Annotated in this window: 19 protein-coding genes; 11 read left to right on the plus strand and 8 right to left on the minus strand. The window is 64.5% G+C overall.

What is annotated here, in order from left to right; genetic code table 11:
* Positions 1-12: 12 nt before the first annotated feature.
* Both cydB and G5134_RS08565 read right to left on the minus strand, forming a co-directional pair.
* Positions 13-1,152 carry a cytochrome d ubiquinol oxidase subunit II gene (gene cydB, locus G5134_RS08560; RefSeq protein WP_010634395.1) on the minus strand — a complete coding sequence of 380 codons (1,140 nt, stop codon included), beginning with the start codon at positions 1,150-1,152 and terminating at the stop codon, positions 13-15.
* Entirely contained in the window at positions 1,152-2,723 is a 1,572-nt protein-coding gene (locus tag G5134_RS08565) for a cytochrome ubiquinol oxidase subunit I (protein ID WP_065018626.1), read from the minus strand. Before G5134_RS08565 ends, cydB begins: the two co-directional genes overlap by 1 nt.
* A 122-nt stretch (positions 2,724-2,845) precedes the next feature.
* Here G5134_RS08565 and G5134_RS08570 point away from each other — a divergent pair, with 122 nt between their 5' ends.
* On the plus strand, positions 2,846-4,285 hold the full coding sequence (locus G5134_RS08570; protein ID WP_017779411.1) for a PLP-dependent aminotransferase family protein: 1,440 nt from the start codon (positions 2,846-2,848) through the stop codon (positions 4,283-4,285).
* A gap of 40 nt (positions 4,286-4,325) precedes the next feature.
* Here G5134_RS08570 and G5134_RS08575 read toward each other — a convergent pair whose 3' ends face one another.
* Positions 4,326-4,844, minus strand: a complete 519-nt coding sequence (locus G5134_RS08575) for a GNAT family N-acetyltransferase (RefSeq protein ID WP_082970198.1) — start codon at positions 4,842-4,844, stop codon at positions 4,326-4,328.
* Between the two features lie 138 nt (positions 4,845-4,982).
* Positions 4,983-5,633 carry a tellurite resistance TerB family protein gene (locus G5134_RS08580; RefSeq protein ID WP_017766005.1) on the minus strand — a complete coding sequence of 217 codons (651 nt, stop codon included), beginning with the start codon at positions 5,631-5,633 and terminating at the stop codon, positions 4,983-4,985.
* A 62-nt stretch (positions 5,634-5,695) separates the two neighbouring features.
* Here G5134_RS08580 and G5134_RS08585 point away from each other — a divergent pair, with 62 nt between their 5' ends.
* From G5134_RS08585 to G5134_RS08610, 6 genes are all read left to right on the plus strand, one after another.
* Positions 5,696-6,547 carry a DMT family transporter gene (locus G5134_RS08585; protein WP_065018628.1) on the plus strand — a complete coding sequence of 284 codons (852 nt, stop codon included), beginning with the start codon at positions 5,696-5,698 and terminating at the stop codon, positions 6,545-6,547.
* A complete protein-coding gene (locus tag G5134_RS08590) occupies positions 6,544-6,843 on the plus strand; it encodes a hypothetical protein (protein WP_024942213.1) in 300 nt (99 codons plus the stop codon). The genes G5134_RS08585 and G5134_RS08590 overlap by 4 nt, the downstream gene beginning before the upstream one ends.
* Positions 6,844-6,863: 20 nt before the next feature.
* Entirely contained in the window at positions 6,864-7,334 is a 471-nt protein-coding gene (locus G5134_RS08595) for an acyl-CoA thioesterase (RefSeq protein WP_017784440.1), read from the plus strand.
* An 81-nt stretch (positions 7,335-7,415) separates the two neighbouring features.
* Positions 7,416-7,571 (plus strand): pleiotropic regulatory protein RsmS, encoded by a 156-nt coding sequence (gene rsmS / locus G5134_RS08600; RefSeq protein WP_010634402.1) that lies wholly within the window; start codon positions 7,416-7,418, stop codon positions 7,569-7,571.
* Positions 7,572-7,610: 39 nt separating this feature from the next.
* On the plus strand, positions 7,611-8,078 hold the full coding sequence (locus G5134_RS08605; protein ID WP_065018629.1) for a GyrI-like domain-containing protein: 468 nt from the start codon (positions 7,611-7,613) through the stop codon (positions 8,076-8,078).
* A 109-nt stretch (positions 8,079-8,187) separates the two neighbouring features.
* Complete coding sequence (locus tag G5134_RS08610; protein WP_065018630.1) at positions 8,188-9,387, plus strand: MFS transporter; 1,200 nt, start codon at positions 8,188-8,190, stop codon at positions 9,385-9,387.
* A gap of 22 nt (positions 9,388-9,409) precedes the next feature.
* Here G5134_RS08610 and G5134_RS08615 read toward each other — a convergent pair whose 3' ends face one another.
* Positions 9,410-10,258, minus strand: a complete 849-nt coding sequence (locus G5134_RS08615) for a LysR family transcriptional regulator (RefSeq protein ID WP_065018631.1) — start codon at positions 10,256-10,258, stop codon at positions 9,410-9,412.
* 110 nt (positions 10,259-10,368) lie between these two features.
* On the opposite strand from G5134_RS08615, the gene G5134_RS08620 reads away from it, so the two are divergent.
* The 3 genes from G5134_RS08620 (at position 10,369) to G5134_RS08630 (ending at position 14,310) form a co-directional block, all read left to right on the plus strand.
* A complete protein-coding gene (locus G5134_RS08620) occupies positions 10,369-10,872 on the plus strand; it encodes a nucleoside deaminase (protein WP_065018632.1) in 504 nt (167 codons plus the stop codon).
* Positions 10,865-12,085, plus strand: a complete 1,221-nt coding sequence (locus G5134_RS08625) for a cyanate transporter (RefSeq protein WP_065018633.1) — start codon at positions 10,865-10,867, stop codon at positions 12,083-12,085. The genes G5134_RS08620 and G5134_RS08625 overlap by 8 nt, the downstream gene beginning before the upstream one ends.
* 344 nt (positions 12,086-12,429) lie before the next feature.
* Positions 12,430-14,310 (plus strand): exotoxin A binding domain-containing protein, encoded by a 1,881-nt coding sequence (locus tag G5134_RS08630; protein ID WP_065018634.1) that lies wholly within the window; start codon positions 12,430-12,432, stop codon positions 14,308-14,310.
* Positions 14,311-14,386: 76 nt separating this feature from the next.
* Here G5134_RS08630 and rluF read toward each other — a convergent pair whose 3' ends face one another.
* Positions 14,387-15,421 (minus strand): 23S rRNA pseudouridine(2604) synthase RluF, encoded by a 1,035-nt coding sequence (gene rluF / locus G5134_RS08635; RefSeq protein WP_065018635.1) that lies wholly within the window; start codon positions 15,419-15,421, stop codon positions 14,387-14,389.
* 471 nt (positions 15,422-15,892) lie between these two features.
* On the opposite strand from rluF, the gene G5134_RS08640 reads away from it, so the two are divergent.
* Positions 15,893-17,476: an alpha/beta hydrolase gene (locus tag G5134_RS08640; protein ID WP_065018636.1), complete on the plus strand. Its 1,584-nt coding sequence runs from the start codon at positions 15,893-15,895 to the stop codon at positions 17,474-17,476.
* Positions 17,477-17,551: 75 nt separating this feature from the next.
* On the opposite strand, the gene G5134_RS08645 is transcribed toward G5134_RS08640, so the two are convergent.
* Together G5134_RS08645 and G5134_RS08650 are read right to left on the minus strand one after the other, a co-directional pair.
* Positions 17,552-18,085: a hypothetical protein gene (locus tag G5134_RS08645; protein WP_156559982.1), complete on the minus strand. Its 534-nt coding sequence runs from the start codon at positions 18,083-18,085 to the stop codon at positions 17,552-17,554.
* Positions 18,082-18,513 (minus strand): hypothetical protein, encoded by a 432-nt coding sequence (locus G5134_RS08650; RefSeq protein WP_156559985.1) that lies wholly within the window; start codon positions 18,511-18,513, stop codon positions 18,082-18,084. Before G5134_RS08650 ends, G5134_RS08645 begins: the two co-directional genes overlap by 4 nt.
* Positions 18,514-18,570 lie beyond the last annotated feature (57 nt).

The following is an 18,570-nucleotide window of genomic DNA, read 5'->3' on the forward strand; positions in this document are numbered from 1 at the left end:
GCTCCCTTGGGGTCAGTAGAGTTGATGGCTGTCGCGCTTGATGCCGGCACGATCCAACTTGCCGCGCACCACCCGGTAGACCCAGCCGGTGTAGCCGAGGTTGATGGGCATCAGCACCAGCACGATCCCGAACATGATGGTCAGGGTCTTGAAGCTGGAGGTGCCGTCCCACAGGGTCAGGCTGCTGGCCGGATCCAGCGACGAGGGCAGCACGAAGGGGAACAGGGCGATGGCCACCGAGCAGAGCATGGCGGCGCAGGCCAGGCCGCTGGCCAGCAGCGCCAGCCGTCCCTTCTCCTGCCAGGCGGCGATGCCGCTGGCCAGCGGCGCCAGGGCGCCGATGAGGGGCACCAGCCACAGCAGCGGGTAGTCAAAGTAGTTGCCAAGCCAGCCGCAGGCGTGGGGGATCACCCCCTTCATCAGCGGGCTGATGGCGGCATTGGGGTCAAAGGGCTGGCCCGCCAGGCCGGTCAGTTGATAACCCGGCAACCCCAGCAGATGCCAGCCGGCCAGCAGATAGCAGAGGGTCACCAGCGGCGCCAGCAAGATGGCGAGGCCACGGGCCCGCAGTGCAGGGGTGCCCGTTACCTTGGCCTGCAGGAAGCTGGCGCCGTGCAGCAGCAGCAGGCTCACCCCGGTCGCCACCACGCTGGCAATCCAGCTCCAGTGGAAATCGAAGGCCCCGTAGTGCAGGCGCAGTGCGCTGTCGAAGCGAAACGGCAGGCCCTGCATCACCAGCGCGATGGCGGCAGAGAGCACCAGGGTCGGCACCAGACCACCGGCCACCAGGGCGCGATCCCACCAGCGGCGCCAGAGGGGATCGGCCAGCTTGCTGCGATAGTCAAAGCCCACCGGGCGCAAGAAGAGGCCAAGCAGCAGCACTATCATCGGCACATAGAGCGCCGAGAAGGCGGCGGCGTAGACCAGCGGCCAGGCGGCGAACAGGGCGCCGGCGCCGGCGATGAGCCACACCTGGTTGCCCTCCCACACCGGCCCCACGCTGTTGATCACCAGTCGGCGGTCTTCATCCTCTTTCGAGACCACCGGCAGCAGCATGGCGATGCCCAGATCGAAGCCATCCATCACGATGAAGCCGACCAGCATGAACAGCACCAGCCCCCACCAGATGAGTTTCAGGGTTTCATAATCCATCAGGCGATCCTCGCAAGTTCGGGTTGTTCACCGCTGTAGCGGCCGGTATGCAGCACGGCGGGCCCCTGGCGGATCACGCGGCGCAGCAGGAACAGCTCCACCACCAGCAGGCAGGAGTAAATGAGACAGATGGAGATCAGGCTGAACCAGAGCTGGCCCGGCTGCAGCAGCGACACCGAGGCCGACACCGGCAGCACGTCGCTGATGGTCCAGGGCTGGCGACCGAACTCGGCCACGAACCAGCCCGCCTCGATGGCAATCCAGGGCAGCGGAATGCTCCACAACAGCGCCTTGAGCAGGCGGGGCGAGGCGAGCAGCCGGTTGCGGCAGAGCTGGACGAAGCCCGCCACGAACAGTCCGAACATCACTACCCCCAACCCGACCATGATCCGAAAGCCCCAGAACAGCGGCGCCACCTGCGGCACCGAGTCTTCCACCGCCCTGGCGATCTCGGCCTCACCGGCCTTGGCGATGTTGCTGGCATAGGGGGTGAGCAACAGCCCGTAGCCGAGATCCTGGCCGTGCTTGTCGAACAGCGCACGGTTCTCGGCCGAGTCGTTGCCGGCGCGGATCTGCTCGAGCGCCCCGGCGGCCACCATACCGCTGCGAATGCGGGTCTCGTGCTGGGCCTTGAGATCCTTGATGCCGGTCACAGCCTCATCGAGGGAGCGGGTGGCGATGATGCCCATCAGATAGGGGATTTTCACCGCAGCGTGGGTGGTCTCGGCCCCCTGATCCGGGAAGCCGAACAGGGTGAAGGCGGCCGGCGCGGGCTCCGTCTCCCACTCCGCCTCGATGGCGGCCAGTTTGACCTTCTGCACCTCGCCGGTCCGATAGCCCGACTCGTCACCCAGCACGATGACCGAGAGAATGGCGGCCAGCCCAAAGCCCGAGGCGATGGCAAAGGAGCGCAGGGCGAAGCGCACCTCCATGCGGCGCAGCAGATACCAGCTGCTCACCCCCATCACGAACAGGGAGGCGGCCACGTAGCCCGCCGCCACCGTGTGCACGAACTTGACCTGGGCCACCGGGTTGAAGATCACCGCGGCCACGTCCACCAGCTCCATGCGCTGGGTCACCAGGTTGAACTCGGCGCCCACCGGGTTCTGCATCCAGCCGTTACCGATCAGGATCCAGAGCGCGGAGAGGTTGGAACCGAGCGCCACCAGCATGGTCACCAGCAGATGTTGACCGCGGGAGAGCTTGTCCCAGCCGAAGAAGAAGAGCCCCACCAGGGTCGACTCGAGGAAGAAGGCCATCAACCCCTCCACCGCCAGCGGGGTGCCGAAAATGTCCCCCACATACTGGGAGTAGTAGGCCCAGTTGGTGCCGAACTGGAACTCCAGGGTGATGCCTGTGGTCACCCCCATCACGAAGTTGATGCCAAACAGCTTGCCCCAGAAACGGGTGATGTCCTTGTAGATCACCTTGCCGGTCATCACATAGGCCGACTCTGCGATCACCAGGATCCAGGACAGCCCCAGCGTGAGGGGCACAAACAGGAAGTGGAACATGGCCGTGGCGCCAAATTGCAGGCGCGACAGGCTGACCACGTCATCCGGATTGATCATGCGTCACTCTCTTTTGTTGTATTTACCTTGCACGTTTTGTGCGAGACAAGTACACCACGGAGCATGACACCTATAACAGATGCAGTTATATTGAATTACACCTATAACAGTTACTGCATCACATGTCCCTTTACCGTCAGCTGGCCGACCGCCTGCAACAGCAGATTGAAGCCGGGGTGTGGCAACCCGGCGAGCGCATCCCCTCCATCCGCCAGAGCTGCAAGACCCATGGTCTGAGCCCCATGACGGTGCTGCAGGCCTATCAGCTGCTGGAGAGCCAGGGGCGGATCCTCGCCCGCCCCCAGTCCGGCTACTACGTCAAGGCGGCGCCTTCCCGTCCTGCCGCCAGCCTGCCCCAGCAGGCGCACTACAGCGGCTCGGTGGACATCAACGATCTGGTGTTCGAGGTGTTGCAGGCGAGCAAGTCACGGGGGCTGGTGCCCCTTGGCATGTCGGTGGCCGACCCCACCCTGTTTCCTCATCCCCAGCTTGGGCGGGCGCTGGCCAGCTGCATGCGCCGGCTCGACCCCTTCAGCACGGTGGCAGATCTGCCCCCCGGCAACGAGGCGCTGCGCCGGGCCATCGCCCAGCGTTACGCCAGCGAGGGGCTGGCGGTGGATCCCCAGCAGATCATCATCACCACCGGCGCCATGGAGGCGCTCTCCCTCAGTCTGCAGGTGCTGACCGAGCCCGGTGACTGGGTGGTGGTGGAGTCCCCCACCTTCTATGGCGCCCTACAGGCCATCGAGCGACTCAAGCTCAATGCGGTGGAGATCCCGGTGATCCCCGGGGTGGGCATCGATCTCGCCCTGCTGGAGGAGGCCCTCGCCCAGCGCCCCATCAAGGCGTGCTGGCTGATGGGCAATGTTCAGCACCCGCTCGGTCACACCATGCCGGATGAGCACAAGCAGGCACTGATGGCGCTGCTCAACCGACGCGGGGTAGCGCTGGTGGAGGATGACGTCTATGCCGAGGTCTATTTCGGCCGTGAGCGGCCAAGGCCCATCAAATACTGGGATACCCGGGGCGAGAGCCTGCTGTGCAGCTCCTTCTCAAAGTGCCTGGCACCGGGCTTTCGGGTCGGCTGGGTGGTGGCGGGTCGCCACGCCGAGCGGGTGCAGCGGCTGCAGTTGATGTCGACCCTCTCCACCAATGTGCCCAGCCAGCTGGCGCTGGCCGAGATGCTGCGCCAGGGCGGGGTGGATGCCCACTTTCGCCGGCTGCGCCACACCCTGGCCCAGCGCCAGCAGCAGATGCGGGCCGCCCTGCTGCGCCTGCTGCCGGGTGAAGTGAGCATCTCCTCCCCCGATGGCGGCTATTTTCTCTGGCTCGAGTTTGACCCGCGCCTCGACAGCCGCGCCCTGCACGCCCGGGCGCTGGCCAGCGGTTTCTCGCTGGCCCCCGGCGCCCTCTTCTCCAGCAAGGGGCTGCACAACCACTGCCTGCGACTCAACAGCTCCCATCCCTGGAGCGAGCAGCTGGAGGCGGCCCTCACCCGGTTGGCCGAACTTATTCACCAACAGCTGGACACAGCTCCCGCCAAGGACCAAAAGGCCCCATGACGGGGCCTTTTCCTTGCGAAATTATCCGGTTGAAACGGGCTTATCTGGCCATGGTCTGTGACAGTATCTTGAACCCCAACCTCTCGTAGAGCGCCTTGGCGCGCTCGTTGAATGCCATCACCTCCAGCCGCAACTGGCTGGCGCCCTGCGCCTTGCCCCACTCATCGCAATGGGCGATCAGCGCCTTGCCGATCCCCCGGGAGCGGTGCCCCTCATCGACCACCAGGGTGCCGATGCGGCAGATGGGCTCCTTGCTCAGAAACGGGATGGTCTCGTTGATGTCGATACGGGCGGTCAGAAAGCCCGCCACGGATCCCTCCTGCTCGGCCACGCAAAACAGGCGCCCTTCGGCGGCGATGGCTGCCAGCAGAAAGGCCCGCTCCTCGGGGGATGGCGGGCAGAATACCTGCGGCGCCTGCGCGAAGTGGATCTCCCCTATCTGCCGATTCAGCTCGAGGATGGCGTCTATGTCCTGCTCACGTGCCTTGCGTATTTCCAATGAATGCTCCTTGCCTCTGTGTCCTGACGATGATGTGCCCTGGCGATGAGACGGTCTCATCTGCTCCCTTTGACCCGGGCTCCATCATAGTGGCTGCCCGGCCAGACAAGAAGGGGCGCAGCAGCCTTTGGCAGGCATCTGAAAACAACAAGGCCCCGTCACGGGGCCTTATCGACAATCCATGTACTGAGCGGGGGGTCAGGCGGGGGCATCCAGCTGGGCCACCTGGCGCTCAATGCTGCCTTTGAGGTTTTCATCGAGCTTAAGGGCGCGCGCCAGCTCGTCCAGATAACCGCGCTCCATGAAGTGATCCACGTCGATGGCAAGCAGGGAGGCGAGATAGACCTCGGTGGCCAGCTCCATGTCGGTCACCTCTCGCGCCAGAGCGTGGGGATCCAAGGGGCGAGCCAGTTCGGCATCAATCCAGCGCGCCGCGTCGCTCTGGCCCTGCTCGGTCAGGTACTGCTGGATCTTCTGACGCTCGTCGTTGTCGATATGGCCGTCGGCCCGGGCCGCCGCCACCATGGCGCGCACCAGGAGGGCGGCTCTGGCATCCAGCGCATTGCCCTGCAGGGTATCGAGGGGCTGGGTCGGCTGGGCCGGGGCAGACTGCTGGGCCTGCCAGTCCTGATAGAGTTTGTAGGCCAGGCCGCCGAGGGCCGCTGCGCCGCCCACCGCCGCCACCTTGCCGCCATATTTGCGCACCTTCTTGTTGCCAAGCAGCAGGGCCATGGCACCGGCGGCGAGGCCCCCTTGCGCCATCCCCTTCATCTGCGCCTTGCGGCTGTCGCCACCTTCGTTGAGCCAGCCCTTGCCAGCTCCCATCAATTGCTCCAGCATTTGTTTCATGGGACCTCCTCGTTGGATGGTGAACCATGCTGAACCTGCCCCACTGAACTCAAGGTGAATGGATGCCACTGCCCCGCCTGCTGTCGCTGACCCTGCTGACCCTGATGGCGTTCGCCGCCAACTCGGTGCTCTGCCGGCTCGCCCTGTTCGAAGAGCGGATGGATCCCGCCCTCTTCACCCTGCTGCGCCTGACCAGCGGCGCCCTGGTGCTGGTGTTGCTGTGCGGCGCGCGCCAAAAATCCCCCCGCCAGGGGGACTGGGGCGGCGCCCTGGCCCTCATCACCTATGGCGCGGCGTTCTCGTTCTCCTACCTCACCCTGACCGCGGGCACCGGCGCCCTGCTGCTGTTTGCCGCCGTCCAGCTCAGCATGCTGGCGCCGCCCCTGTTGCGCGGGGAGGCTCTGCCCCGCCGCCAGTGGCTCGGTCTGCTGCTCGCCATGGCGGGCCTGGTGGTGTTGCTGCTGCCCGGCCTCAGTGCGCCGGATCCGCTGGGGGCGGCCCTGATGATAGTGGCCGGCATCGCCTGGGCCGGCTATACCCTGCGGGCCTCGCGCTTTGCCGACCCGGTCGCCGCCAACGCCGGCCACTTTCTGCGCGCCAGCCTGCCGGCGACCCTGCTCTATCTGCTGCTGGGGCAACTGCAGGCCAGCCCCGCCGCCATCGGCTATGCCCTGGCCTCGGGGGCGCTGGCCTCCGGCCTTGGCTATGCGCTCTGGTATCTGGTACTGCCCCACCTTGGCCGCACCCTGGCCGCCAGCGTCCAGCTGCTGGTGCCCCTGCTCGCCGCCCTGGCCGGGCTCATCTGGTTGGATGAGTCCTGGTCGCTGCGCTTGGTATTGTCGACCCTGGGCATCCTGGGGGGGATCGCCCTGGTCATCGCCGGACGCCCCCCATCAGGAGAAAAATCATCATGAAGATGCTCGTATTGCTGCTCGGTTGTGCCCTCTCGCTCCCCCTGCTGGCCGCAGTGGAGGACAGAGATGCCAAACAGGCCAAGCTGGATGCGGCCTGCCAGCAGGCCCAGCAACAGCTGGTCGAACAGGGCAAGCAACAGCGGATCGACGCCTGCATCAAGGCGGGCGGCAAGGCTGCCAAGTGCCAGCAGGAGTTCGCCAGCTTCGGCCAGCGCGAGGGCAACAAGCGGCCCGATCTCAACAACCTGGCCCCCTGCCAGCAGGCTGATGCCTATCGCAAGAGCTACCGGCAATGACCCTCAATCAAGGAGACCCCATGACCCCACCCCGCGAGCTGACCCTGCAGTTTCTGGCCGAGCCCGCCGATGTGAATTTCGGCGGCAAGGTGCACGGCGGCATGGTGATGAAGTGGATCGATCAGGCAGGTTACGCCTGCGCCGCCGGCTGGTGTGGCGGCTATGCGGTGACCGTCTATGTGGGGGGGATCCGCTTTCTGCGCCCCATCCAGATAGGCCAGCTGGTGGAGGTACACGCCCAGGTGATCCACACCGGCACCACCAGCATGCACCTGGCGGTGGATGTCTACAGCCGCCACCCGACCCAGCGAGAGCGTCACAAGACCACCCACTGCATCATCATCTTCGTGGCCATGGACGAGCACGGCAAGCCGACCCCGGTGCCCCAGTGGCAACCGCAGAGCGAGAGCGATCGGCAACTGCAGCAGTACGCCCTCAAATTGATGGCCCTGCGCGAGCAGATCGATCAGGAGATGCGCCAGCACCTCTAGCCGGGTCACCCGCAACAGCAGACAGGTCCCCATCCGGGAGCGGCCCTGTATAATGGCGTTTTCCCCGTTATGGAGTCTGTCATGTCATTGGAAACTGCCCCGCCCGAGGTCCAGCTCGCGGTGGATCTCATCGAACTGCTGGAGACCAACCGGATTGAGCCGGCCCTCGCCCTGGCGGCGCTGGCCATCGTCTCCGCGGACTATCAGCGCAAGCTCAGTGAAGGCAAGGAGTGCTGAGCAAGGTTGCCTTGCCACCCATCGCGTACAGGAGGTGTCATGACGGATCCCATCCGTTTTGAAACCGGCCGCCCCATGCAGCTTGCCGGCCTGCGCCGTCACCATGCCTTCGCCCACGCCGACTTCAGCGGCCAGTGGCGCGATTTCAGCGCCCTGGGTCCGCTGCCGGGCCAGCTGGGCGAGCATGCCTATGGCGTCATCTGCGGCGTGACCGCCACCGAGTGCGAATACATGTGTGCGGTGGAGGTCGCCGCGCTGGAAGTACTGCCCAAGACGCTGGGGCGGATGCGCATCGAGCCCCAGACCTATGCCGTCTTCCTGCATCGGGGGCATGTCTCGACCATGCCGCACACCTGGCAACAGGCGCTGGAGTGGCTGGCGCAGTCCGCTTACCAGTCGGCCCACAAACCCGACTTCGAGCGCTATGGCGCCGCCTTTGACCCGGACACCGGCAGCGGCGAAGTCGAACTCTGGCTCGCCGTGCTGCCGCGCCAGGCCATCGCCTGAACATACCGCGCTCTGCCCTGGTAAACCGGCCAGGTTTAACCCAGACGAGGGGCTGACTCGGCGCACGGGCGGTGCAAGGATATGGCTCCCCTACTGCCCGAGAGTTGTTATGGATAACCAGGAATGTCTCGACCAGGCTGGTCTCTGGAGCCGCTCCGCCCGCATCATGACGCTGGCCTGCCTCATCGTCTTCATGGCCCAGATGGCCACCACCGTTTACCTCCCCTCCCTGCCCGTGGTGATGACGGATCTCGCCATGACCCGGCAGGGGGCCGAGCTCTCCATCTCGCTGTTCGTCATCGGCGCCGCCCTGCCGGTGCTGTTCTGGGGCGCCGCCGCCGATCGTTACGGTCGCCGGCTGCCCCTCGCCCTGTCACTGCTGCTGTTTGTCGGCCTCAGCCTGCTGCTGGCCACCACCAGCCATGGGCCGCTGCTCTTGATCCTGCGCACCCTGCAAGGGGTAGCGGCCGGCGGCGCGGCCATCATCGCCCGCATCCTGGTGCGGGATCACTGGCACGGGGATGAGCTGGCGCGCCGCCTCTCGGTGCTCTCCATCGCCTTCATCACCGCCCTCGGCGGCGGTCAGTGGATAGGCGGCCTCATCAGCCGCTATGTCCATTGGCAGCTGGGATTCGTGCTGATGGCCGGGGTCGGTGTGCTGGCGCTGCTCTTGATGAGCAGCCTGCCGCTGCAGGGGCCCAATCCGGCGGCGACGGGCAGCGGCATGTGGGCCCGTTACGCCAGCCTGCTGCGCCGCCCCGGCTTTTTCTGGCCGGCCTGCGCCGGCGGCATCGGCTTTGCCATCACGGTGACCCTGCAGGAGGTGAGCCCCTTCGTGCTGCAGCAGGGGTTTGCCCTCGAGGTCACCACCTTCGGCAGCCTGGGGTTGCTGATCGGTATCGCCTACTTCGCCGGCGCCATGACGGTCAACCGGCGGGTCGCCCGGGTGGGAGGCCGCCAGCTGATGCGCCAGGGGGCCGCACTCATACTGCTGGCGGCCAGCGGCATGCTGCTGCTCTGGGCACTGGGCGCCCTGCAGGGCAGCGGTGGATTGGTGGCCATGATGACCTGCTACTGCCTCATCATCTTCGGGCAGGCGGTGCTCTTTCCCAACAGCATGGCGCTGGCGGTGAGCGATGGCCGCGAGCACGGCGCCTACGCCATGGCCCTGTGCGGCTTCCTGCAGCAGGGAGTGGCCGGGGTAGCCGCCGCCGGCGCCACCCTGGTGAGCCATCATGGTGCCTGGGCCCCGCTCGTCTTCACCCTGGCGCTCATCACCCTGCTCATCGTGCGCACCAGGGTGCGCTAAGCAGGCCCCTGCCTGCGTCCCCTCACCGCTCAGCGGGCCCCATCACCCGATCACACAGGCTGATGAGGGCCTCGCAGAGGCGCATGAGCGGCTCGCCGCGCTCCGCCCCCAGGTGCAGCGCCAGCTCAACCGGCGCCACCGCCGGCCAGTGGATCAGTTCCTGCTGATCCGGCTGCAGCAAGCGCCGGGGCAGCAGGCTGACTCCGATCCCGGCGCTCACCGCCCCCTGCAGGCTGGCCAGGCTGGCGCTGACGTAGGCGATGCGCCAGCGCCGCCCCATCCCGTCGAGTGCCTCGGTCAGCTGCCGCCGATAAAGCCCTTCGCTCGGGAACACCACCAGCGGCAAGGGATCCCGCTCGCTGGCGGGCCAGGCACGGCTGTCGACCCAGGCCAGCGGTTCGCGCCAGCAGGCGCGCGGCGCCCCCTGTCCCCGCGCCTGTTTGACCAGCGCCAAGTCCAGTTCGCCAGCCTCGAAGCGTTGCCAGATCTCGTGGCTGAGGCCGCTGTGCACCTCCAGCCGCACCTGCGGGTAATCGCGGGCAAAGGCCGCCAGCACAGGGGCGATGGCACCGGCGGCAAAATCCTCCGGCACTCCCAGGCTCAGCTGCAGGCTGGCCTCAGCCACCTGCTCCTCGGCCCGGGCCAGCAAGGCCAGGATGCTGCGGGCCAGCCCCAGCAGCTTCTCCCCCTCTGCCGTGGTCACCACCTGGCGACCGGAGCGGTCCAGCAGCGGACAGCCGAGCTGCTGTTCGAGCCGCCGCATCTGCTGGCTGATGGTGGACTGGGTGAGGTGCACCCGTTCACCGGCGCGGGTAAAACTGCCGCTGTCGACGATGGCGACAAAGCTGCGCAGCAAGAGGGGATCCAGCATGGTGACTCCATTTACAAAACCACTGCATGCCATTCTATCATTTAATTTCCCCATGACTGGCTTCCCCGCTAGGCTGGTCTCCTCCCATTCCCTTGCCTCGAGGATCCGCCATGCCCCACTCCCTTGTCGAACCCGCCGGCTCACGCCTGATCGCCTCGCTCACCACCAACCCCACTCATCAGGAGTGGCTGGAGCAGGCGCTGCAACTGGCCCTCCATAACCGCCAGCAGGGGGGCAGACCCTTTGCCGCCCTGCTGGTACGAGACAACCAGCTGGTGACCAGCGCCGTCAACGGCATGCACCAGGATGGCGACCCCACCCGCCACGCCGAGCTGGAAGCCCTGCGCCAGGCCAGCCAGGTCGGGCCGCTGGCGGGCGCCATCGTCTACGCCAGCGGTCACCCCTGCCCCATGTGCCTGAGCGCCCTGGTGATGAACGGCATCGCCGCCGTCTATTACGCCTTCGATAACGAGGATGCGGCCCCATTCGGCTTTGACAGCACGGCCGCCTACCAGAAGCTGGGCCTGCCCCTCGCGCCGCCCCCCCTGCCGCTCATCAAGCTGCCGAGCCCGCTGGCCGCCGCCGAGCTCTATGGTGCACAAAGTCATGCTTGAGGCCCGCATCGATGCGCGCCAGCAGCAGGCCCTGCTGGTGCTGGTGATCCTGATCGGGCTCAACCTGCGGCCGTTTCTCACCGCCATCGGCCCCCTGAGCCGCGACATTGCCGAGGCGCTCGGGCTCGGCATGGATACCCTGGCCTGGCTGACCCTGCTGCCGCTCTGGCTCATCGGCGGCGGTGTGCTGCTCACCCCGGTCCTGCGCAGTCGCAGCGGGCCGCGCCAGTTGCTGGGGGCGGCCCTGCTGCTGCTGGGCATGGGCAGCGCCATGCGCTTCGAGGCGGCCAGCGGCGCCCTGCTCATCGCCAGCGCCGCCCTCTGCGGGCTGGGTTCGGCCCTGGTGCAGGGGGTGCTGCCCGGCCTCATCAAGCAGGCGTTCGCGCAGAAGGTGCCGCTGGTGATGGGCATCTTCTCGGCCTGCATGATGGGGGGCGGAGCGCTGGGTGCCAGCCTCACCCCGCAGCTCGCCGCCCGGCTCGACTGGTCCCAGGCGCTGGCGCTGTGGAGCCTGCCGGTGCTGCTGGCCATGGGCTGGCTCGGCTGGCGGGTACGGCTGCCCGCAGCGCCGGTGGCAATGTCCGGCGGCGGCGAGCAGCGCCTCATCAGCCTGCCCCGCAGCTGGCTGCTGATAAGCTGCTTTGGCATCATCAACAGCGGTTACGGCATCGTCGTGGCCTGGCTGGCGCCGGCCTACATGGCACAGGGCTGGAGCCCCCAGCAGGGGGGCGAGCTGGTGGCCTGGCTGGCACTGGCCCAGACCGTGAGCGGCCTCGGCCTGCCGCTGCTGGCCGCCCGCCGGCTCGACCGCCGCCCCTGGATGGGATTGGCCATCGCCATGCAACTAGCGGGCTTTGGCGGCCTCTGGCTAGCGCCGACTGCCGCCCCCATCCTCTGGTGCATGCTGTGCGGCGCCGGGCTTGGCGGCAGCTTCTCCCTCATCATGGTCATCGCGCTGGATCACCTGCCGGACCCGCGCCGCGCCGGCACCCTCAGCGCCCTGATGCAGGGGTTCGGCTTCATGCTGGCGGCCACCGGCCCCTGGGTAGCGGCCCGCCTGCATCACCTGAGCGGTGACTTCGCCGCCGCCTGGCAGTGGCAGCTGGCCGGCCTGGTGCTGATGAGCCTGCTGGTGCTGCGCCTGGATCCGCGCCGCTACCCCAGCGCCATGAAGCTGAGCACACCATCTCCCGCCCCCACGCCCATCAGCTGATCTGTGCTCGCCTCCTCTTCCCTAGATGAGGAGGCTGGCTCACCCCCCTGCTATTCCTTCCCATCCTTTGCTCGCTTTCCGGTATCGGGCCAGCTGAGCAAATTATCAGCAAATCACTTCATATCCATTTGATTTGTAACACATTAAATCTTCCCATATGGAGGGTTGTGCTGCCATATGAGCCCATTAAGGTAAGGCACTCAGACGAGAATTAATCTCGTTTCGTCTGACAGGGAAGAGGCTGTATTCATCAGGGAGGAGAGCGCCACGCGCCAGTGGCTTTGCTATCACACAAAGGAAATCACATGCAGACAAACACAAAATGGGCTTCTCTACTCGGTGGCTTGGCCATGCTAGGCGGTGCCATCTCACCGGTCATGGCCGACGAGTCATTCAACCTGTGGCAGGAGTGCGCCACCCGCTGCACCTTGGATCTGGCCCAGGGGGTGCGCGCCAGCCAGCTCGATGTCGCCAGCCTGCTAGGCGGACAGACCGATTCCGGGGTATTGCACTACTCCATGGTATTGGAGGAAGGGGGAGACAGCCTCAAACTGGCCCTCGGCAATGCGCTGACCCTGCGCACGGATGGCACCACCATCACCCTGACCAGCGCCACCGCGGGCAAGGGCCCACGCACCTACAGCTATACCCGCCAGGGACGCGGCAACTGGTCACTGCACTGGCTGGTTCCCGTCGGCGACGATGCCCCCGCCAGCATCAAGGTCTTCTTCCATGAGCTGGATGCAGGATCCGAGGTGAGCCATATCTCCCCCATCTACAGCATCGAAGTGAGCGACGACCTGCTGCGTACCATGGCCAGCAACTCGACGCTCTTCGTCAGGCACGTGGAAAACAACGAGATCAATCGCAACCTCACCCTCAGTGCGGCCGGGGTCGGCTTCGTGGCGGCGCCCACCCAGCACAGCCGTCAGAAACGCTGGAGCGAGTGGCATACCGGCAAGGTGCTGTGCCTGCTGGATCCGCTGGATGCGGTCTACAACTATCTGTCGCAGCGCACCTGCAACCTGGGTGATACCTGGGAAGGCAAGGTCTACCGGGTATTGGCCGGGGCACCCGCCTCTCACGACACCCATATCGTGCCGACCGCCATCAGTCATCGGCTGCACTTTGCCAAGGGAGACGGTCTGGCGGCCCTCACCACCCATCAGGTTTGCGCCATCCCCCTTGAATCCCTGGCCAGAAGCCGTCAACCCAGAGGCTGGGAAGAGCTCAGCCAGTGCGGCTATCCGGTCCACAATCTCGTCACCCTCTATCTGCTGACCCGCCTGCCATGGTCCCAGCTTGATACCGTGATCACCCAGGCGCTGGCCAACACCACGCCAGAGGATGGCTCAACCCCACGAGGGCAGCTGGCGCAAGCCATTCGGGAAAACCCGGCCCAGGCACGGCTGGCCCTGAGCATGGCGGCCGCCCAGAGCGATGCCTTCAGCCACCAGCAGGCGGGCAATAGCCAAGAGCAGGCCGCCAGCGCTGACGTGGTCAATCTCACCTGCCCCGCCGCCGATCTCAACTGCCTGGCACCGGCCGACAGTGCCGATGCCCTGCAGGAGCGGGACTATCCGAACGGTGCCAGCTTCCTGGGTGACGGGGACGAGGTCAGCTTCAGCACGGCCGGTACTCGCAACTGGTCGGTGACCCGCCTGGAGCAGGCCCATCGCCAGCTGCTGGCGCGCGGTTATCTCTTCGTCGGTTATCACGGCACCTTCCTCGAAGCCGCCCACAGCATAGTGTTTGAGGGGGTACATGAACGGGATCAATCCTCCATCGCCCCCTGGCAAGGCTTCTATGTCGCCGGCGATCCGGCCCTCGCCTACGGTTACGCCCAGGATCAGGAAGCGGATGCCCGTGGCCGTATCCGCAATGGCGTGCTGCTGCGGGTGTATGTGCCCCGCACCGCGCTGCCCCACCTCTACGCGACCCAGCAGACCCTGGCCGATCCCGGCGCCGTCGATGAGGTCGGCCGCCTGATCGGTCATCCCCTGCCGCTGCAGCTGGAAGCCATCACAGGACCGGAAGAGGAGGGTGGCCGCCTGGAAACCATTCTGGGTTGGCGGCTGGCGGAGCAGGCGGTGGTGATCCCCTCCACCATACCGACGGATCCGCGCAACGTCGGCGGCGATCTTGACCCTGCCAGCGTGCCTCAGGAAGAGAGCGCCATCAGCACCCTGCCTGATTACGCCACCCAGCCCCGCGACGAGCTCTGAATCGCGGGTCATCGATACAAAAACACCGGCCTGTGGCCGGTGTTTTTTACTGTCAACGCGGGGAGTGAGAGGGCGCCTAGCGCCCCTTCTTCTGCCGCCCACCCTGACCGGCGCGCGGCTTGCCGGCGGCCGGTTTGGCCCCCTTGTTCGGGGCGCCTTTGCCTGCGCTCCCTTTCGTTGCGCCGCCTTTGCCGGCAGCACCCTTGCCTGCCGGGGTCCGTTTCTCGAACGCCTCCGGGCCCGGCACATTGGGGCGACCCCCAATCTCGTGATCGTCGTCGCGCCGTGGCTTCTTGCCCGGTGCAGACTTGCCGCCTTGCACCGCAGGTGCCTTGGGTTTGCCACCCTGAGCATTGGCCGGTTGCGCCCCCTTGGCCGGTTTCACCTCGGAGGAGGAGTCTTCAATCAGCTTGAACAGCTCGATCAGCTCGTCACCGTCGAGATCGCGCCACTCGCCCACCGGCAGCCCCTTGAGGCTGACGTTCATGATGCGGATGCGCTCAAGCTTGGTCACTTCGAAGCCGAAGTGCTCGCACATGCGGCGGATTTGGCGGTTCAGCCCCTGCACCAGCGTGATGCGAAACACGAACGGCGCCTCTTTCTTCACCTTGCACTTCTTGGTGACGGTGCCGAGGATCGGCACCCCGGCCGCCATCCCTTTGATAAAGTCGTCGATCACCGGCTTGTCGACGGTCACCAGATACTCTTTCTCGTGATCGTTGCCCGCCCGCAGGATCTTGTTGACCAGATCGCCGTGGTTGGTCAGGAAGATGAGCCCCTGGGAGTCCTTGTCGAGCCGGCCGATGGGGAAGATGCGGGTGCTGTGGTTGACGAAGTCGACGATGTTGTCCTTCTCCCCCGCTTCGGTGGTGGAGACGATGCCCACCGGCTTGTTGAGGGCGATGAAGACCAGGCTGTCCGCCTCGCGCGGCTCGATCACCTGACCGTTGACCTTGACCAGATCCCCGGCAAACACCTGATCCCCCACCCCGGCCCGCTTGCCGTTGATGAAGACACAGCCCTGCTCGATGAAGCGATCGGCCTCGCGACGCGAGCAGATGCCGCTCTCGCTGATGTATTTGTTCAGACGCATGGATTCATCAGCCAGCATGGGTCACCTGCCAGCGGCCCACGGCCTGCGCATGTCTCATCAGAGCGCGGGATGGCCGGCTCACCAGGTCAAAATTGTGCATATCACTCCATCTTTAAAACCGGCCGAGGTCGGCCTTGTCAGCAAAAAACGCCGGCACATTAGCACATTGCTCTGCCGCACACGCAGGATAGTTGCACCCGGCCCCTCCCGCTTCCCGCAAAATGCGCGCCGCGTCACGCCAAAACGGTGCGCCATGCGTCTCCATATAAACGGCGCAGCAGGCGGCAAGTGCCGCCATGAAAGCGCCTTATCCCCAGACCTGACAATGCCCAATGCCTCCCCCCCTGGCGCCCCTCATTAACCTCATCCCGGCCTGCTGCCTGTACTTATCATCTTGTTTCCCTTAGGCTTTAAGCCAGCTTTCGAGCTTTAGTACGGCTGCCGTGGACGCGGGGCCGTCTCTCTTTTATCAGTGCCAAGGACTCGCCCATGCTGGCTCGCACCCGCCGCCTCGTTCGCCGCCTTCTTCTCAGCCTGCTGGGCTTGCTGCTGCTCGGCTGGGCCCTGATCGCCTACTTCGCCTGGCAGGCCGAACCGCTGCAACCCTGGCACACCCTGGTGCCGCCCGAGCTCAGCGCCGAGCAGCTCGATGACAGCGACTGGCAGGCCTATCTGGCCCACGAGCAACAGCTGTTCGAGCTGGTGACCAGGGAAGTGATCGCCAGAACGCCGCCGGAGCAGCAACTCGACAGCAATCGCTACTATCAGGATGCCCCTATCAATCCGGCTCATTTTGCAACCGACTGGAACCGCTCCTATCTGCTGCGCCCGAGCGGCGAGGTGAAAGGGGTGGCGGTGTTCCTGCACGGTTTGACCGACTCCCCCTACAGCCTGCGCCACCTGGCCCAGCGCTACCGCGAACAGGGCTTCATCGCCCTGGGGCTGCGCATTCCGGGCCACGGTACCGTGCCGGCCGGGCTGGTCGACATCGACTGGGAGACCTGGCTGGCCGCCACCCGGCTGGCGGTGCGCGAGGCCAGGGTACTGGCGCCAAGCCCGCTGCCGCTGCATCTGGTGGGGTTTTCCAACGGCGGCGCACTGGCGGTGAAATATGCGCTCGATGCGGAAGGTGACAAGACCGTCACGCTGGCAAGGCCGGATCGGCTGGTGCTTATCTCCCCCATGATAGGGGTGACCCGCTTTGCCCGCTTCGCCGGCCTCAAGGCGGTGCCCGCCCTGCTGCCCGCCTTTGCCAGCGCCGCCTGGCTCGACACCATGCCGGAGTTCAACCCCTTCAAGTACAACTCGTTTCCGGTCAACGGCGCGCGCCAATCCTACCGGCTGACCCACGCCATCCAGCAGCAGGTGCGTGAACAGGCCGCCAGCGGCGAGTTGGCGGCCTTCCCGCCCACCCTTACCTTCCAGTCGGTGATGGACTACACCGTCAGTACCCGCTCCATCATCGCCGATCTCTACCACTTCCTGCCTGCCAACGGCAGCGAGCTGGTGCTGTTCGACATCAACCGCGGCACCCTGTTCGGCCCGCTGCTGAGCAGCGCCTCCGAGCTGGCGCTGAGCCACCTGTTGCCGCGCCCGCCGCTCTCCTACCGGCTGACGGTGGTGGGCAACCAGGCCCCCGCCAGCACCCGCACCCAGGCCAGCAGTTTGCCGGCCGGCGGCGGGCCTGAGCAGATCCAGCCTCTCGACATCGACTACCCCAGGGAGATCTACTCCCTCTCCCACGTGGCCCTGCCCTTCCCGATGGATGACCCCCTCTACGGCATGGCGCCACGGCCCGAGCAGCACGAGCAATACGGCATCAATTTGGGGGGGTTGGCCCTGCGCGGTGAGCGCGGGGTGCTGATCGTCAACCCCGGCGCCCTCACCCGCACCTCCTCCAACCCCTTCTTCCCCTATCTGCAGGAGAAGGTGATAGAGACGCTGACCGCGCCTGCCCAACCGCCGGCCGGCAAACAGCCAACCCCGGTCTGGGACAGCGAAGACGAGGCCGCCTATCAGGCGGAGCGGGAAGCGTTTCTAAACGATGGGCAGGAGAGCGAGGCTCCCTTCTAGGCTATGTTCCTCAAGTGGTTGTTCAGGAAGGGGAGAGGCACCGGCCTGAGGCCGGTGTTTGATTAATATTTTGATTCAAGAATGATTATCATGAACCAATGAGGTTAAGTGCCCTCTAATTTCTTCATGAACTTTTCTATCTGCTGAAAAAACCGCCTTTCTATTCCCTCCTTTCAACTCAATAACTAGATATGGAGGGGTTGCCATCATTACAAATCCAGTTTTATTATCACTAAATCGGAATGTACCTGCATTATAGCCAAATAATCCTATTCCGTTCTTCCGAAGAGTTGGTTTATCATGGCGAGGTAACGTCATATCATATACATCTGATACGTGCTCGATATCATTAAAAATGAAGGTCTCATTGTACATAAGACTAGATAATGTGATCGAATTATTATCTATAATCACTTTAGATGATACGATTTGTAGTGTACCTATCATTAGGAGCACGCTACCTAATGCAAGGGAAAACATTGAAACTCCGAAGGATAGCCTCTTTGTAAAAATAAATTCCGAGCCAGAAGTAAATACTACAGGTAAAATAAAAAGCATTAATACAGCATATGCAATACTTTGAATCGACCAAGGAATATCATAGGTCATTGTACTTCTCCTACAACTCCAAGGGAGTCAAGAACAATATTATCAAGAACTCTTAGTGCCGTCTCTTGTTGTTCATCGGTAATACTTACCATCCCTAGATTTATTACAGCTTGGAGAACGGCTCTTGCTTCTTTTCTCTTGAAATCAACAATCGCTTTACTGTAAAGAATGGGTGTTTCAGATTGCTTGGAAAACGCTTCTATTAATGATAGTTGATCTCTCATGGATCTCTCAAGACTCCCCACTGAGTATGGCTCATGGCAGTTTACACCGCATCCATCAATAGTCACTGCTACGTTCACAGCTACCGAAATTTGAACGGCTACGTTAAGTGCTGCTGCGACGTTGATTGCTGCTCCAGCATAGGTAGCAACAGCAACTGCGATGAATGCAACACACGCTGCTGCCTGTATGGAGATGGTATTCACCTGACAGTTGCCCACAAAAGGGAGTGGTCATACGGCTTCAAACCGGATAACAAAACG

Source organism: Aeromonas sp. 600276 (assembly GCF_049175815.1).
Taxonomy (GTDB): domain Bacteria; phylum Pseudomonadota; class Gammaproteobacteria; order Enterobacterales; family Aeromonadaceae; genus Aeromonas; species Aeromonas dhakensis.